Source organism: Streptomyces sp. NPDC029044 (assembly GCF_040637495.1).
Taxonomy (GTDB): Bacteria; Actinomycetota; Actinomycetes; order Streptomycetales; family Streptomycetaceae; genus Streptomyces.
In genome coordinates this window covers 30,461-45,461 of sequence record NZ_JBEZWN010000008.1, presented here as the reverse complement: position 1 = coordinate 45,461, position 15,001 = coordinate 30,461, and the positions used below count along the sequence as shown (strand labels likewise).

Sequence of the window (15,001 nt, the reverse complement as noted above, 5' to 3'; positions counted from 1 at the left end):
CCCGAAGAACGGCCGGGTAGCCAGTCCTCGTGCCCGTCGACGGCGAGATTCTCGTCACGTCGCCCGCCGCTTCCCACCTCGTGCTTTTGCGCGCCCATTACTCCGCGCGCACCGCCGCCCGCCGCGCGAGCAGGTACAACTCGCAGCCCAGGCAGTACCCGAACGCAGCATTGAGGAAGGCGGCGGCGAGCGCGGCACCGGTCGCCGCGAGTCCCAGCCAGCCGGGACCCAAGGTGTAGCCGACCAGCCCCAGCCCGGCGAAAATCAGCCCCACCACCTGGGCGAAACGCGGCGGTTCGGGCGCTTCGAACTCCGTGGGCGGCCCCAGGCGCGGCCGGACGGCCTTGGCGAACAGCAGGCCGTACGGGGAGCGTCCGGCCCCGCCCGCCGCGCCGAGCAGGAACGCCAGCGTCTGCCAGGCCAGCAGCCAGGTGCTCCCGGTGACCAGAACGACCGCCAGGACGGCGGCCGTGACGGCCGCGCCGAAGCGCGGCCCCCTCACATCGATGTCCATGGGAATCAAGCATTCCGCACAGAGGCCCGGTGGCGGGGCCGGGAATCTTTGCGGTCTCGTGAACGCTTGCAGCAGGTGATGACCGGACTGGTGGTGTGCGTGGCGGTGCTCGCGGCGGCGAGCGCCTACGGAGTGCTGCTGCGGCGGCGGAGCGGGAGAGTGCGGGTGCGCGGGCGGGACGACGGCAAGCGGCTCGATGCGTCGGACCTGGGGGTGGGCCTCGGCGAGCGGGCCACGCTGGTGCAGTTCTCCAGCGCGTTCTGCGCGCCCTGCCGGGCGACCCGGCGGGTCCTCGGCGAGGTCGCCGGCCTGGTCCCGGGCGTGACCCACGTCGAGATCGACGCCGAGGCCCACCTCGACCTCGTACGGCGGCTGGGCATCCTCAAGACCCCGACCGTGCTGGTGCTGGACGCCGACGGCCGGGTGGTGCGGCGGGCCACCGGGCAGCCGCGCAAGGCGGATGTGATCGCCGCGCTGGGGGAGGCGGTGTGACCGGCGTGACGCCGTCCGTGAGTCATCTCGCACATCACGGAACGAACTTGACTGCGCGTACCAGTTATCGTCAGCCTGACCCCATGCCTGCGGACCTCCTCGCCACGCCCGACCTCCTGCGCTCGGTCTTCCGGCGGCACGCGGCGGGAGTCGCCGTCGTCACCGCTCGTGGCGAGGCCGGTCCGGTGGGCTTCACCGCGACCTCCCTGACGTCCGTCTCGGCCGAGCCGCCCCTGCTGTCGTTCGGAGTCGGCACCGGCGCCTCCAGCTGGCCCGCGATCGCGGCGGCGGACCACGTCGGTGTCCACATCCTCGGTGAGCACCAGCAGGAGCTGGCCGCCACCTTCGCGCGCAGCGGCGCCGACCGCTTCGGCCCGCCCACCGCCTGGCGGGAAGGGCCCGGGGGCGTTCCCCTCCTGGACGGTGTGCTCGCCTGGCTGGTGGGCCGGGTCGTCGCGCGCGTGCCTGCCGGGGACCACCGGATCGTGCTCGCCGAGGTCGTGCACGGCGACCCCACGGGCACCGGCCGTCCGCTCCTCTACCACCAGGGACGTTTCCGGCGTCTGGGCGACTGAGCGGGGGCGCCCCCCGGGCTGCGTGACCGTCGAGTTCCGGTTACGCTGCGTTGCGAAGGTCACAGTTCAAAGCGCTTGCTTAGCGGGAATGAACTGGGTGTACTGACGAGTAATATTTCGCTCGGGGCGTGGGTTCGCCCCGACCGGGATCGGACGCTAGAGGCGCCTATGCTGCCTGCAAGTAGGCAGCATGGAAATGACGATGCAGTAGGAGAGCCGGCGTGAGCTTGAGGATCGTTGTCACTGTGAAGTACGTGCCCGACGCCACTGGCGACCGGCACTTCGCCGATGACCTGACCGTCGACCGGGACGACGTGGACGGTCTGCTCTCCGAGCTCGACGAGTACGCGGTCGAGCAGGCGCTGCAGATCTCCGAGAACTCCGACGACGACGTGGAGATCACCGTCCTGACGGTGGGCCCCGAGGACGCCAAGGACGCCCTGCGCAAGGCGCTGTCCATGGGCGCGGACAAGGCGATCCACGTCGAGGACGACGACATCCACGGCACCGACGCCATCGGCACCTCCCTGGTCCTGGCCAAGGCGATCGAGAAGGCCGGCTACGACCTCGTCATCTCCGGCATGGCCTCCACCGACGGCACCATGGGCGTCGTGCCCGCGCTGCTCGCCGAGCGCCTGGGCGTCCCGCAGGTCACCCTGCTCTCCGAGGTCTCCGTCGAGGACGGCACGGTCAAGGGCCGCCGCGACGGCGACGCCGCCTCCGAGAACCTTGAGGCCTCCCTCCCGGCGGTCGTGTCGGTGACCGACCAGTCGGGCGAGGCCCGTTACCCGTCCTTCAAGGGCATCATGGCCGCCAAGAAGAAGCCGGTGGAGTCCTGGGACCTGTCCGACCTCGACATCGACGCCGAGGAGGTCGGCCTGGAGGGCGCCTACACCACGGTCGACGGCGCTGCCGAGCGTCCCGCCCGCACCGCGGGCACGATCGTCAAGGACGAGGGCGAGGGCGGCAAGCAGCTCGCTGAGTTCCTCGCGGGCCAGAAGTTCATCTGAGCCCCTTCGCTGACCGCCCCTCATCTTTCGCAAGCAGGAGAGAAGAAGTCCCATGGCTGAAGTTCTCGTCTACGTCGACCACGTGGACGGTGCCGTCCGCAAGCCCACCCTGGAGCTGCTGACCCTGGCCCGCCGCATCGGCGAGCCGGTGGCCGTCGCGCTGGGCAACGGCGCCGGCGACACCGCCGCCGCCCTCGCCGAGCACGGCGCGGTCAAGGTCCTCACGCACGAGGCCGCCGAGTACGCCGACTACCTGGTCGTACCGAAGGTCGACGCGCTCCAGGCCGCGCACGAGGCCGTGTCCCCGGCCGCCGTGCTGGTGCCGTCCTCCGCCGAGGGCAAGGAGATCGCCGCCCGTCTGGCGCTGCGTCTGGGCTCCGGCATCATCACCGACGCCGTCGACCTGGAGGCCGGTGACGAGGGCCCGGTGGCCACGCAGTCGGTGTTCGCCGCGTCCTTCACCACCAAGTCCCGTGTCTCCAAGGGCACCCCGGTCATCACGGTCAAGCCCAACAGCGCCGCCGTCGAGGCCGCCCCGGCCGCCGGTGCGGTCGAGGCCCTGTCGGTGACCTTCTCCGCGCAGGCCACCGGCACCAAGGTCACCGGCCGTACGCCGCGTGAGTCGACGGGCCGTCCGGAGCTGACCGAGGCCGCGATCGTGGTCTCCGGTGGCCGTGGCGTCAACGGCGCGGAGAACTTCGCGATCATCGAGGCGCTCGCCGACTCGCTCGGCGCGGCGGTCGGTGCCTCGCGTGCCGCGGTGGACGCCGGCTGGTACCCGCACACCAACCAGGTCGGCCAGACCGGCAAGTCCGTCTCGCCGCAGCTGTACATCGCCAACGGCATCTCCGGCGCGATCCAGCACCGTGCCGGTATGCAGACCTCGAAGACGATCGTGGCGGTCAACAAGGACGCCGAGGCCCCGATCTTCGACCTCGTCGACTACGGCGTCGTCGGCGACCTCTTCGACGTCGTCCCGGCGCTGACCGAGGAGATCAAGACCCGCAAGGGCTGATCGGCCCCCGGCTGTGAGAGGCCCCCGTGACCGTCGCGCGGTCCCGGGGGCCTCTTCTCATCCCAGGGTCATCGAGGCCTGCACCGGCAGATGGTCGCTCGGATACGTCCCGCCCATGCTGAGGGTGTTCATCCCGGCCCGGTGCGTGGTCACCCCGGGTGTGGTGAGGATCCAGTCGATGCGCCGCCCGCCGGGCTTGAGCTCCCGGTAGCCGTGGTGCGTCCCGTACGCCGGGCCCCGCGAGGCCGCCGCGTCCCAGGCGTCCACCAGTCCGATGTCCAGCATGAGGTCGTACACCCGGTTGTCGTGGGCGGCCGCGTTGAAGTCGCCGGTGACGATGACCGGTGACGACCGGTCCCACCCGGCGATCGTCTCGCCGATGAGCTCCGCAGAGCGTTCCCGGGCGTACTGGCTGACGCTGTCCAGGTGGGTGTTGAGGACGTAGAACTCCCGCCCCCCGGCGGCGCGATCGGCGAAACGGACCCAGGTCACCATGCGCAGCCAGTCCGCGCCCCAGGTGTTCGAGGCGATCGTGTACGGGGTGTCGGACAGCCAGAAGTGATCGAACTCGATCGGGTCGAGTCGGCGCGTGTCGTAGAAGACCGCCATGAACTCGTCCTTGCTGCCGCCCCCGCGTCCGGTGCCGATCCAGTCGTGATGCCCGCCGAGATCCTTCTCGATCGCGCGCACCTGCCGGTAGAGCCCCTCCTGGATGCCGATGACGTGCGGTCGCTCGCGGCGCAGCAGTTCTCGCATCACCGGCCGGCGCACCTCCCAGCGCGGTGTCGTGTCGACGACGGTCCCGAAGCGGACGTTGAACGTCATGACGTTCAGGGCGCCCGGGTGCTCGCCGGCGGAAGCGGGCGGTGTGGGGCCCGCGGTGGTGAGCAGCGGTCCGGCGACGGCGGCCGCCGCCGCTGCCTTGAGCCCGTGGCGGCGCGTCACTCCGACCTCGTTCGTCACGTGGTCTCCCTCCCCTTGCACGTCAGGATGAAGCTTGCCCTCTGAATACGGAAGATGAGGGCGGGTCGGCAGTGATCATGGGGGAAGGATGGGAATCCGACCGCACGACGGTGTTGACCAGGGCGAAGGTCGGCCGATAACTTCGCTCTACGGATTGTTGATTCCGTACAGCGGAAAACAGGAGGGTCTCGGAATGGGTCAGGGCCAGCAGGAGAAGGTGGCGACCAGCCTCGCGGGTGCCGTCAGCGAGGAGATCAGCGCCTCCCTCGCGCCGGTCGACGCGGAGCTGGAGCGCCGCTACCCCGGGGACCCCGGCACCCGCCAGCCCGTCCACACCGTCTACGTGCCCGGCGACGCCTTCGCCGCCGACACCGTCCGCTCCTGGGGCGACCGTGCCCTCGCGGCCCTCGACGAACACGCCCCCGACGCCGCGTCCTTCGCCGCCGTCCTCGGCCTCACCGACGAACTCGCCGGGCCCGTGTACGCGCGCGTACGCGCCAAGCTGGAACGCGAGCCGATCGAGGACCTGCGCGTCGACTTCGAGGACGGCTACGGCAACCGCCCCGACGCCGAGGAGGACGAGGCCGCCGCCCGCGCCGCGCGGATCGTCGCCGAGGCCTACGCGGAAGGCACCGCCGCCCCGTACATGGGCATCCGCATGAAGTGCATGGAAGCGCCCGTCCGCGCCCGGGGCATCCGCACCCTCGACATCTTCCTCACCGGCCTCATGGAGGCCGGCGGCCTGCCCGGCGGGCTCGTGCTCACCCTGCCCAAGGTCACGTACGCCGAGCAGGTCACCGCCATGGCGCGGCTGCTGGACGCCTTCGAGAAGACCCACGGCCTCGAACCGGGCCGGATCGGCTTCGAGATCCAGATCGAGACCAGCCAGTCCATCCTCGCCGCCGACGGCACCGCCACCGTCGCCCGCATGATCCAGGCCGCCGAGGGCCGGGCGACCGGCCTGCACTACGGCACCTTCGACTACAGCGCCTGCCTCGGCGTCTCCGCCGCCCACCAGGCCGGCGACCACCCCGCCGCCGACCACGCCAAGGCCGTCATGCAGGTCGCGGCGGCCGGCACCGGCGTACGCGTCTCGGACGGCTCGACGAACGTGCTGCCGGTCGGCCCGAGGGCCAAGGTCCACGACGCCTGGCGCCTGCACTACGGTCTCACCCGACGTGCCCTGGCCCGCGCCTACTACCAGGGCTGGGACATGCACCCCGGCCACATCCCCACCCGCTACGCGGCCGTCTTCGCCTTCTACCGCGAGGGCTTCGAGCAGGCCGCCGCCCGTCTGTCCCGCTACGCCAACCGCACCGGCGGCGACGTCATGGACGAACCCGCCACCGCCAAGGCCCTCAGCGGCTACCTGCTGCGCGGCCTGGACTGCGGCGCCCTGGACAACGGAGAGGTCGCCCGCCTGGCCGGCCTGACCCGGGCGGACCTGGAGTCCTTCGCGGCGCCCCGGCGCGGCGACCTGACGGCATCCGCCTGACGCCGTCCGCACGGGCGGGCCGGCCGGCGCGTACCGGGCCTGTCACAGCCGTCACCGGCGCCCGTCGCGGTCACCGCCGCCCCGTAGTCTGTACGCCACGCACCGGCGGTGTCCGCCGTCGGCGCAACCGGGCGGGGTCACGGGAACGGGGCAGCGGTGTCAACGGGGGAGCACGGGCAGGCGGACGGGGCCGGACGGCTGCTGGCCGGCCGTTATCGCGTCACGGCGGCGCTGGGGCGCGGTGGCATGGGCGTCGTCTGGAAGGCCGTCGACGAGGTCCTCGGCCGTGAGGTCGCGGTCAAGGAGCTGCGCACCTACACCGACGCGGCCGCTCCCGAACTGGCCGATCTCCAGCTGCGGATGCGGCGCGAGGCGCGTGCGGCGGCCCGGGTGCGCCACCCCGGCGTCATCTCGGTGCACGACATCGCCCAGGTCGACGGTCGCCCGATCATCGTCATGGAACTGGTCGACGGGCCGTCCCTGGACGACGTCCTGCGCGAGCGCGGCACGCTGGACCCTGGCGAGGTCGCCGGCATCGGCGCGAAGGTCATGGACGCGCTGGCCGCAGCCCACCGCGCGGGCGTCCTGCACCGGGACGTGAAGCCGGGCAACATCCTGCTCGACCGCACGGGCCGGGTCGTCCTCACCGACTTCGGCATCGCCACGATGGACGACCCCGGGGACGGCTCGGCCACACACCTCACCCGCAGCGGCGAGCTCGTCGGCTCCCTCGACTACCTCGCCCCCGAGCGCGCGCAGGGCGCCGACCCCGGCCCCGCCTCCGACATCTGGGCCCTGGGCGCCACGCTGTACGCGGCCGTCGAGGGCTCCTCGCCCTTCCGTCGCACGTCCACCTTCTCCACGCTCACCGCGATCGTCACCGAGCCGCTGCCGGAGCCCCGCCGGGCCGGTGCCCTCGCGCCCGTCCTCCAGCGGCTGATGGACAAACGCCCCGAGTCCCGCCCGGAGGCCGACCAGGCCCGCGAACTGCTCCAGGCGGTCGCCGACGCGGGCGGCGCGGACACACCTACCTCTGCTCTGCGACGCCCCGCCGCCCCACCCTCGCACGCCGAGACGGAGCGCAGCGTTCCGTCGGTACCGCCCGGGTTCGGACCCGCGCAGTACAGCGTCGCCGGACCTCACGAGGGCACGCACACGCCGGACTCCGGCACAGCAGCCGAGTTCGGAGCGGCGGGAGCGGCGGGGACGGCGGGAATGGCGGAGGCGGCGGGAGCGGCGGGGGCCGCCGGTCCGGAGCCGACCGGCCCTGGCGGTCCGGGGCCCGCCGGGCCTGGCGGTCCGGGGCCGACCGGGCCTGGCGGTCCGGGGCCCACCGGACCCGGTCACGCGATGCCGCAAGGCCACCCGACACCGCAAAGCCACCCGGCACCGCAAAGCCACCCGGCACCGGAAAGCCACCCGATACCGCAAGCCACCGCCCCGCAGGGCCCGGGCGGCGCCGCTCCATACGGCATGGGTCCGGTCGATCCCGGCGTCACCGCCCCCGGTGCCTCCGCAGCCACCGCCCCTGCGGGCGCCGACCGCACCGCGCCCCGGCGCAAGGCACGCGTGCTGCTCGCCGTCGCGGCCGTCACCGTCGTGCTCGCCGCCGCCGGGACCACGGTCGCGCTCCTCGACGACTCGGGTGACTCGGGTGCATCGGGCGGCAAGGACACCGCCGCACGGACCGGCACCGCCGGTGCCGCCGGGCCCTCCGAGCCCGGCGGCGCGGACGACGGCTCGAACGCCCCGAGGCCCACCGGTGACGACAAGGGCACGGACCCGTCCGGGCGGCCCGGCGACACGAAGGACCCGGGGCCCACCGGCCGGGCGACCGCCCCCGCCCCCGCCCCCGTCAAGCCCACCAGCGGGGCCACCGGCGGAGAGACCCCGGACGGCCCCGCCTCCGACGGCCCGACCACCCCGGCACCGGTCTGCCACCCCATCGGAGGCGGCAAGTACAACTGCACGGTCTGGAAGACCGCGGACTCCTACACTGCCTCCGGCACCAAGGTCGGCATCCTCAAGGCGGGCACCAACTACTTCTACTGCCAGCAGAACCTGGGCCGCCGCGAGACGTCCGGGGAGTGGACCAACATCTGGTGGGCGAAGACCGACGACGACAGCGGCAACACGAACGTCTGGTTCAGCGACGTCTACATCAAGGGCGGTGACAACGACGCGCCGGTCCCCGGGCTCCCGCTCTGCTGAGCCCGTGCCGAGGCGGCCACGTACCGTTCGAGACCGGAGGCCGTCACCAGCTTCTCCTCGATGAACAGCCGCGTCCCCCGCTCGCACAGCCGCCGGTCCCCGCGGGCCCGCGCGCAGAACTCCTCGGGCACGACACCGAACAGCTCCCGCAGCCGAGGCAGCCCGACGAGGAGTTCGGTCAGCAGCTCCCGCTCACCCGGGTGCGTGCGCGGCGTGCCCGTACCGTCGTGGAGGACGCCGTGCCGGTTGACGTAGGCGTACGCCCCAGGCAGGTGAGTGCCGTCCGCGAGGGCGATCCGGACGTCCGGCGACGGCAGCCAGGCCCGGTCGAAGTTGCCGCCCGGCACCGGCGCGCCCTCGCTCGCGTCGATCACCGCGAGCTGCTCGGCGTCGAGCCACAGGACGAACAGCTCCCGCACGGTGTCCGGGGCGCCGACCGGCGAGGCCGACACGTATCCCATGCGGCTCACGTGCGCCGAGACGCCGGCGTCGATGCCCGTCACCATGGCCTTGACCATCGGCAGCGGCGTTCCGATCCCGTACTCCGTCATCTTGTGCCGGAGCTGGCCCGGGCAGCCGTTGGATCCGATGGCGATGACCGGCGTGCGGTCCTCGTACACCAGCCGCTCCAGCGGCAGGAAGCGGTTCCCGACGAGGAGTCCGGACTCCGCGGGCCACGCGCCCGGATACAGCAACGGGTGCTCGCGAGGCGCCTCGTGCAGGCCCAGGGCTCGCAGCGTGCGATCGGTGGCGTCGTCCATCGGCCGCTCAGTCCGCCGGGGGGATCTCGCCCGAGCCGCGGGTGATCAGCCGGGTCGGCAGCTCGATGTGCTCGGGGGTGACGAGGGTGCCGTCCAGCTGCCGGAAGAGACGTTCCGCCGCGGTGCGGCCGATGTCCGCCGCGTCCTGGGCGACGACCGTGACGCCCGGCTGAAGCAGGTCGGCGAGTTCGATGTCGTCGAAGCCGACCAGGGCGACACGGCGAGCCTGCTCGGCGAGCACGCGGATCACGGTGACCGTCACCCGGTTGTTGCCGGCGAAGATCGCCGTCACCGGGTCGGGACCGGTCAGCATGTCCTCGGCCGCCCGGCGCACCCGCTCGGGGCCGGTGACGCCGAGGGACATCCAGGAGCCCGCCACCGGTATGCCCGCGTCCTCCATCGCGGCCCGGTAGCCGCGAAGCCGCTCGGCTGCGGTGTGGATGCGGGGCATGTCGCCGATGAAGCCGATCCGGCGGTGCCCCTGCGCGATGAGGTGGGCGACGCCGCCGCGGGCGCCGCCGTAGTTGTCCGACAGGACGACGTCGGCGTCGATGTGCCCGGCGGGCCGGTCCACGAACACCGTGGCGACACCCGCCTTGAGTTCGGGCTCCAGGTACCGGTGGTCGTCCCCGGCCGGGATCACCACCAGCCCGTCCACCCGCCGCGCGCACAGGGCCAGCACCAGCTCCTGCTCGCGCTCGGGGTCCTCCGCGCTGGAGCCGTTGATCAGCAGGGCGCCGTGCGCGCGGGCCACCTCCTCGACCGACCGGCTCAGCGGTCCGTAGAACGGGTCCGCGAGGTCTTCCAGGACCAGGCCGATGCTCGCCGTGCGGCCCTTGCGCAGCACCCGCGCGCTGTCGTTGCGGCGGAAACCGAGGGCGTCGATCGCCTCCTGGACCCGCCGCTCCGTCTCCGGGGTGACCCCCGGTTCCCCGTTCACGACGCGGGAGACCGTCTTGAGGCCCACTCCGGCGCGGGCCGCTACGTCCTTCATGGTCGGCCGGGTGCCGTAGCGCGCTGCGGATCGGAGGGGGTTGGGGGCCACGGTGTCCAGTCCTGTCCTGTCGTCCACGGGGGTGCGTCGATCCTGGGTTTGTATGAGGATGTGGCGTCGAGCATAGAGCCTGGACAACGTTGTCAGGCTCGGGGGAGACTGTCCACCGCAATCTCCGGACCCGCGCACCCTCGCGGGACCGGTCCGCTGCTTGCCCTGCTTGATGGCTGTTCTCGGCGTTTTTCTCATGCCCGACGGGGAGATCCGACTCTGATGCACACCGACCTCGTGGCCGCGCTCGACATCGGCGGCACCAAGATCGCCGGCGCTCTGGTGGACGGCCATGGCCGGATCCTGGTCCGCGCCCAGCGGCCGACGCCCGCCCGGGAGGACGGCGACACCGTGATGCGGGCCGTGGAGGGGGTGCTCGGCGAACTCACCGCGTCGCCGCCGTGGGGGCGTGTCACGGCGGTCGGGATCGGCAGCGCCGGGCCCGTGGACGCCTCCGCGGGGACGGTGAGCCCGGTGAACGTGCCCGGCTGGCGCGACTTCCCGCTCGTCGCCCGGGTGCGGGCCGCCGCGGGACACCTGCCCGTCGAACTGATCGGCGACGGCGTGGCGATCACGGCGGCCGAGCACTGGCAGGGTGCCGCCCGCGGGCACGCCAACGCGCTGTGCATGGTCGTCTCCACGGGTGTCGGCGGCGGCCTCGTGCTCGGAGGGCGGCTGCATCCCGGACCCACCGGCAACGCGGGCCACATCGGCCACATCAGTGTGGATCTCGACGGCGATCTGTGCCCGTGTGGTTCGCACGGCTGCGTGGAGCGCTTGGCGAGCGGTCCCAACATCGCCCGGCGCGCCCTGGAGAACGGCTGGCGGCCCGGCCCCGACGGGGACACCTCGGCCGCCGCGGTGGCAGCGGCCGCCCGCTGCGGCGACCCGGTCGCCGTCGCCTCCTTCGAGCGGGCCGCCCAGGCCCTGGCCGCCGGGATCGCCGCCACCGCGACGCTCGTGGAGATCGACATCGCCGTGATCGGCGGGGGAGTGGGCAAGGCGGGCGACGTCCTCTTCGAGCCCCTGCGCAAGGCGCTGAGCGCCTACGCGACGCTGTCCTTCGTCCGAAACCTGACGGTGGCACCGGCACAGATGGGCACCGACGCCGGGCTGGTGGGCGCGGCGGCGGCAGCACTGGCGAAGCGGACGGACGCGGCGGCGGCCGGCGTGTGAGACCGGGTCCGGCGGAGCGGGCAGGAACGTTCAGCCTGGGGGGGGGCGTGAAGTGGGCCGGTGTGAGGGCCGACCGTGACTCCGAGGTGATACGGGTCGGTGCGGGGACGAGGGTGACTCCGAGGTGATACGGGCCGGCTCCTGCGGGAGCAAGGGTGACTCCGGGGTGATACGGACCAATCCGTTCCGGATCGCCGGAAATCAACCGCACGTGCGTGCGATGTGGCACGATCGCGCTTGTGAGCAGCAGACCCGCCTCGGCACAGCACCTGCGTGACCTCGCCCGACTGCGCCGTGTCAAAGACCGGATCGACCGGGAGTACGCGAAGCCGCTGGACGTCGAGGCGCTCGCCCGGGGCGTGCACATGTCGGCGGGGCACCTGAGCCGCGAGTTCCGCCAGGCGTACGGGGAGTCGCCGTACAGCTACCTCATGACCCGGCGCATCGAGCGCGCCATGGCGCTGCTGCGCCGGGGCGACCTCAGCGTCACCGAGGTGTGCTTCGAGGTCGGCTGCGCATCACTGGGCACCTTCAGCACCCGTTTCGCCGAGCTGGTCGGCATGCCGCCCAGTGCCTACCGGCGCGAGGCGGCGCGCGCGACGGCCGGCATTCCGTCGTGCGTGGCGAAACAGGTGACCAGACCGATCAGGAATCGAGAAGCGCCCGCCGCGAGCCGAAACTAGCGTGATGGCCATGGACCTCCACATTCACGCCAGCTTCCTCCCGCACGACGACCCGGACGCCGCCCTGGCGTTCTACCGCGACACGCTCGGCTTCGAAGTCAGGAACGACGTCGGATACGAGGGCATGCGCTGGATCACCGTCGGCCCCGTCGGCCAGCCCGGCACGAACATCGTGCTGCACCCGCCGGCCGCCGACCCCGGCATCACCGACGACGAGCGCCGCACCATCACCGAGATGATGGCCAAGGGCACCTACGCCAGCATCGTCCTGGCCACCACCGATGTCGACGGCACCTTCGAGCGGGTGCAGGCGGGCGACGCCGAGGTGGTCCAGGAGCCCGTGGACCAGCCCTACGGCGTCCGCGACTGCGCCTTCCGCGACCCCGCGGGCAACATGGTCCGCATCCAGCAGCTGAAGGCGCCGTAACAGCCCCCGCACCGCACCTCCCCCGCGCCGCCCCTCGGAAGCGGCGCGGGGGAACGAGACCGCCCGAACGCGGCAGCGCCGCCCGGCAGATGGAGACACCATGAGCAAGGCCACGACGACGGACAGACAGTCGCCCGGGCCGCACGTCGCCGACAGCCATGACGTGATCCGCGTGCACGGCGCGCGCGAGAACAACCTCAGGGACGTCAGCATCGAGATCCCCAAGCGCCGGCTCACGGTGTTCACCGGCGTCTCCGGGTCGGGCAAGAGCTCGCTGGTGTTCGACACGATCGCGGCGGAGTCGCAGCGGCTGATCAACGAGACCTACAGCGCCTTCCTCCAGGGGTTCATGCCGAACCTGGCCCGGCCCGAGGTCGACGTGCTGGACGGGCTGACGACCGCGATCGCCGTCGACCAGCAGCGCATGGGCTCCGATCCCCGCTCCACCGTCGGCACCGCCACCGACGCCAACGCCATGCTGCGGATCCTCTTCAGCCGGCTCGGCACGCCCCACATCGGCCCGCCCGGCGCCTTCTCCTTCAACACCGCCTCGGTCTCGGCGAGCGGCGGCTTCACGGTGGACCGCGGTGCCGACAAGACCAGGACCGAGAAGGTGTCCTTCAGCCGCACCGGCGGCATGTGCACCCACTGCGAGGGCCGGGGCACGGTCTCCGACATCGACCTCACGCAGCTCTACGACGACTCCAAGTCGCTGTCCGAGGACCCGTTCACCATCCCCACCTACACCGGAGACGGCTGGGTGGTACGGGTCATCGCCGAGTCGGGCTTCTTCGACAAGGACAAGCCGATCCGGAACTACACCAAGAAGGAGCGGCACGACTTCCTGTACCGCGAGCCGGTCAAGGTGAAGATCAACGGCGTCAACCTCACCTACGAGGGCCTGATCCCGAAGATCCAGAAGACCTTCCTCTCCAAGGACCGCGAGTCGATGCAGCCGCACATCCGGGCCTTCGTGGACCGGGCGGTCACCTTCACCCGCTGCCCCGAGTGCGACGGCAGCCGGCTCAGCGAGCTGGCCCGCTCCTCGAAGATCGGCAAGGTGAACATCGCCGACGCCTGCGCGATGGAGATCCGTGACCTGGCGGAGTGGGTCCGGGGGCTGGACGAGCCGTCGGTGGCGCCGCTTCTGGCCAAGCTCCAGCACACCCTGGACTCGTTCGTGGAGATCGGCCTCGGCTACCTCTCGCTCGACCGGGCCTCGGGCACGCTCTCCGGCGGCGAGGCGCAGCGCACCAAGATGATCCGCCACCTGGGCTCCTCGCTCACCGACGTCACCTACGTCTTCGACGAGCCGTCCATCGGCCTGCACCCCCATGACATCCAGCGGATGAACAACCTGCTCCTGCGCCTGCGCGACAAGGGCAACACCGTGCTGGTGGTGGAGCACAAGCCGGAGACGATCGCCATCGCCGACCACGTCGTGGACCTCGGTCCCGGTGCCGGAAAGGCGGGCGGCACCGTCTGCTACGAGGGGACCCTGGAGGGGCTGCGCGGCAGCGACACCGTCACCGGCCGCCACCTCGACGACCGGGCCAAGATCAAGGCGACGGTCCGCAAGCCCACCGGCGCACTGGAGGTCCGGGGCGCCTCGGCGAACAACCTGCACGACGTCGACGTCGACATCCCGCTCGGCGTCCTCACCGTCGTGACCGGCGTGGCCGGCTCCGGCAAGAGCTCGCTCGTGCACGGCTCGATGGCCCGGCAGGCCGGGGCCGAGGGCGTGGTGGCGATCGACCAGACCCCGATCCGCGGCTCCCGGCGCAGCAACCCGGCGACGTACACCGGGCTGGCCGACCCGATCCGCAAGGCCTTCGCCAAGGCCAACGGGGTGAAGCCGGCGCTGTTCAGCGCCAACTCCGAGGGCGCCTGCCCCACCTGCAACGGCGCCGGTGTCATCTACACCGATCTGGCGATCATGCAGAGCGTCGCCACGCCCTGCGAGGAGTGCGAGGGCCGGCGGTTCGAGGCGTCGGTGCTGGAGTACCGCCTCGGCGGCCGCGACATCAGCGAGGTGCTGGCGATGCCGGTGACCGAGGCCGAGGAGTTCTTCGGCAGCGGAGAGGCCCGCACCCCGGCAGCGCACCGGATCCTGGAGCGGCTCGCGGACGTCGGGCTCGGCTACCTCACCCTCGGGCAGCCGCTCACCACGCTGTCCGGCGGCGAGCGGCAGCGGCTCAAGCTGGCCACGCACATGGGCGAGAAGGGCGGCGTGTACGTCCTCGACGAGCCGACCACCGGTCTCCATCTGGCGGATGTGGAGCAGCTGCTCGGCCTGCTCGACCGGCTCGTCGACTCAGGCAAGTCGGTCATCGTGATCGAGCACCACCAGGCGGTCATGGCGCACGCCGACTGGATCATCGACCTCGGCCCCGGCGCGGGCCACGACGGCGGCCGGATCGTCTTCGAGGGCACCCCGGCCGACCTCGTCGAGGCCCGCTCCACCCTGACCGGGGAGCACCTGGCGGCCTACGTGGGCGCCTGACCCCGACGGCACGCAGCCGCCGGTGATCCCCGGCAGCGGCCTACATGGGCGCCTGGGCCCGACGGCAGGCAGTCGCCGGTGATCCCCGGCAGCGGCCTACGTGGGCGCCTGGGCCCGACGGCAGGCAGTCG

Annotated in this window: 14 protein-coding genes; 10 read left to right on the top strand and 4 right to left on the bottom strand. The window is 72.3% G+C overall.

Annotated elements, in window-relative coordinates:
• Nucleotides 1–97 precede the first annotated feature (97 nt).
• On the bottom strand, nt 98–514 hold the full coding sequence (locus AB0E85_RS09980) for a DUF4395 domain-containing protein (RefSeq protein ID WP_361924487.1): 417 nt from the start codon (nt 512–514) through the stop codon (nt 98–100).
• A gap of 78 nt (nt 515–592) precedes the next feature.
• On the opposite strand from AB0E85_RS09980, the gene AB0E85_RS09975 reads away from it, so the two are divergent.
• The 4 genes from AB0E85_RS09975 to AB0E85_RS09960 all read left to right on the top strand — a co-directional run bounded on the left by AB0E85_RS09975 (nt 593) and on the right by AB0E85_RS09960 (nt 3,606).
• Nucleotides 593–1,006 carry a thioredoxin family protein gene (locus AB0E85_RS09975; RefSeq protein WP_361924716.1) on the top strand — a complete coding sequence of 138 codons (414 nt, stop codon included), beginning with the start codon at nt 593–595 and terminating at the stop codon, nt 1,004–1,006.
• Nucleotides 1,007–1,089: 83 nt separating this feature from the next.
• A complete protein-coding gene (locus AB0E85_RS09970) occupies nt 1,090–1,581 on the top strand; it encodes a flavin reductase family protein (protein WP_361924485.1) in 492 nt (163 codons plus the stop codon).
• A 221-nt stretch (nt 1,582–1,802) separates the two neighbouring features.
• Nucleotides 1,803–2,591, top strand: coding sequence for an electron transfer flavoprotein subunit beta/FixA family protein (locus tag AB0E85_RS09965; RefSeq protein WP_033307107.1), 789 nt, complete (start codon nt 1,803–1,805; stop codon nt 2,589–2,591).
• 52 nt (nt 2,592–2,643) lie between these two features.
• A complete protein-coding gene (locus AB0E85_RS09960) occupies nt 2,644–3,606 on the top strand; it encodes an electron transfer flavoprotein subunit alpha/FixB family protein (protein WP_030834880.1) in 963 nt (320 codons plus the stop codon).
• A 57-nt stretch (nt 3,607–3,663) separates the two neighbouring features.
• Here AB0E85_RS09960 and AB0E85_RS09955 read toward each other — a convergent pair whose 3' ends face one another.
• A complete protein-coding gene (locus AB0E85_RS09955) occupies nt 3,664–4,569 on the bottom strand; it encodes an endonuclease/exonuclease/phosphatase family protein (RefSeq protein ID WP_361924482.1) in 906 nt (301 codons plus the stop codon).
• 193 nt (nt 4,570–4,762) lie between these two features.
• Here AB0E85_RS09955 and AB0E85_RS09950 point away from each other — a divergent pair, with 193 nt between their 5' ends.
• Nucleotides 4,763–6,064, top strand: coding sequence for an aldolase/citrate lyase family protein (locus AB0E85_RS09950; RefSeq protein WP_361924480.1), 1,302 nt, complete (start codon nt 4,763–4,765; stop codon nt 6,062–6,064).
• 156 nt (nt 6,065–6,220) lie between these two features.
• The gene (locus tag AB0E85_RS09945; protein ID WP_361924478.1) at nt 6,221–8,275 is read left to right on the top strand and encodes a protein kinase; all 2,055 of its coding nucleotides are present in this window, start codon (nt 6,221–6,223) and stop codon (nt 8,273–8,275) included.
• Here the strand turns inward: AB0E85_RS09945 and AB0E85_RS09940 are convergent.
• Together AB0E85_RS09940 and AB0E85_RS09935 are read right to left on the bottom strand one after the other, a co-directional pair.
• Complete coding sequence (locus tag AB0E85_RS09940) at nt 8,221–9,036, bottom strand: hypothetical protein (RefSeq protein ID WP_361924476.1); 816 nt, start codon at nt 9,034–9,036, stop codon at nt 8,221–8,223. The genes AB0E85_RS09945 and AB0E85_RS09940 overlap by 55 nt on opposite strands.
• 7 nt (nt 9,037–9,043) lie before the next feature.
• The gene (locus tag AB0E85_RS09935; protein WP_361924714.1) at nt 9,044–10,030 is read right to left on the bottom strand and encodes a LacI family DNA-binding transcriptional regulator; all 987 of its coding nucleotides are present in this window, start codon (nt 10,028–10,030) and stop codon (nt 9,044–9,046) included.
• Nucleotides 10,031–10,303: 273 nt separating this feature from the next.
• Between AB0E85_RS09935 and AB0E85_RS09930 the strand changes: the two genes are divergently transcribed.
• From AB0E85_RS09930 to AB0E85_RS09915, 4 genes are all read left to right on the top strand, one after another.
• Nucleotides 10,304–11,257, top strand: a complete 954-nt coding sequence (locus AB0E85_RS09930; protein ID WP_361924474.1) for an ROK family protein — start codon at nt 10,304–10,306, stop codon at nt 11,255–11,257.
• A 239-nt stretch (nt 11,258–11,496) separates the two neighbouring features.
• Nucleotides 11,497–11,940, top strand: coding sequence for a helix-turn-helix transcriptional regulator (locus AB0E85_RS09925; protein WP_361924472.1), 444 nt, complete (start codon nt 11,497–11,499; stop codon nt 11,938–11,940).
• Between the two features lie 10 nt (nt 11,941–11,950).
• Complete coding sequence (locus AB0E85_RS09920; protein WP_033307495.1) at nt 11,951–12,367, top strand: VOC family protein; 417 nt, start codon at nt 11,951–11,953, stop codon at nt 12,365–12,367.
• A gap of 100 nt (nt 12,368–12,467) precedes the next feature.
• Nucleotides 12,468–14,870, top strand: a complete 2,403-nt coding sequence (locus AB0E85_RS09915) for an excinuclease ABC subunit UvrA (RefSeq protein WP_361924469.1) — start codon at nt 12,468–12,470, stop codon at nt 14,868–14,870.
• The last annotated feature ends 131 nt before the right edge of the window (nt 14,871–15,001 follow it).

Bases quoted from the DNA above. Each gene is read 5' to 3' on its own strand.
- AB0E85_RS09915 (WP_361924469.1), top strand. From the start codon at position 12,468: ATGAGCAAGGCCACGACGACGGACAGACAGTCGCCCGGGCCGCACGTC.
- AB0E85_RS09930 (WP_361924474.1), top strand. From the start codon at position 10,304: ATGCACACCGACCTCGTGGCCGCGCTCGACATCGGCGGCACCAAGATC.
- AB0E85_RS09940 (WP_361924476.1), bottom strand. From the start codon at position 9,036: ATGGACGACGCCACCGATCGCACGCTGCGAGCCCTGGGCCTGCACGAG.
- AB0E85_RS09920 (WP_033307495.1), top strand. From the start codon at position 11,951: ATGGACCTCCACATTCACGCCAGCTTCCTCCCGCACGACGACCCGGAC.
- AB0E85_RS09950 (WP_361924480.1), top strand. From the start codon at position 4,763: ATGGGTCAGGGCCAGCAGGAGAAGGTGGCGACCAGCCTCGCGGGTGCC.
- AB0E85_RS09980 (WP_361924487.1), bottom strand. From the start codon at position 514: ATGGACATCGATGTGAGGGGGCCGCGCTTCGGCGCGGCCGTCACGGCC.
- AB0E85_RS09960 (WP_030834880.1), top strand. From the start codon at position 2,644: ATGGCTGAAGTTCTCGTCTACGTCGACCACGTGGACGGTGCCGTCCGC.
- AB0E85_RS09970 (WP_361924485.1), top strand. From the start codon at position 1,090: ATGCCTGCGGACCTCCTCGCCACGCCCGACCTCCTGCGCTCGGTCTTC.
- AB0E85_RS09935 (WP_361924714.1), bottom strand. From the start codon at position 10,030: ATGAAGGACGTAGCGGCCCGCGCCGGAGTGGGCCTCAAGACGGTCTCC.
- AB0E85_RS09975 (WP_361924716.1), top strand. From the start codon at position 593: ATGACCGGACTGGTGGTGTGCGTGGCGGTGCTCGCGGCGGCGAGCGCC.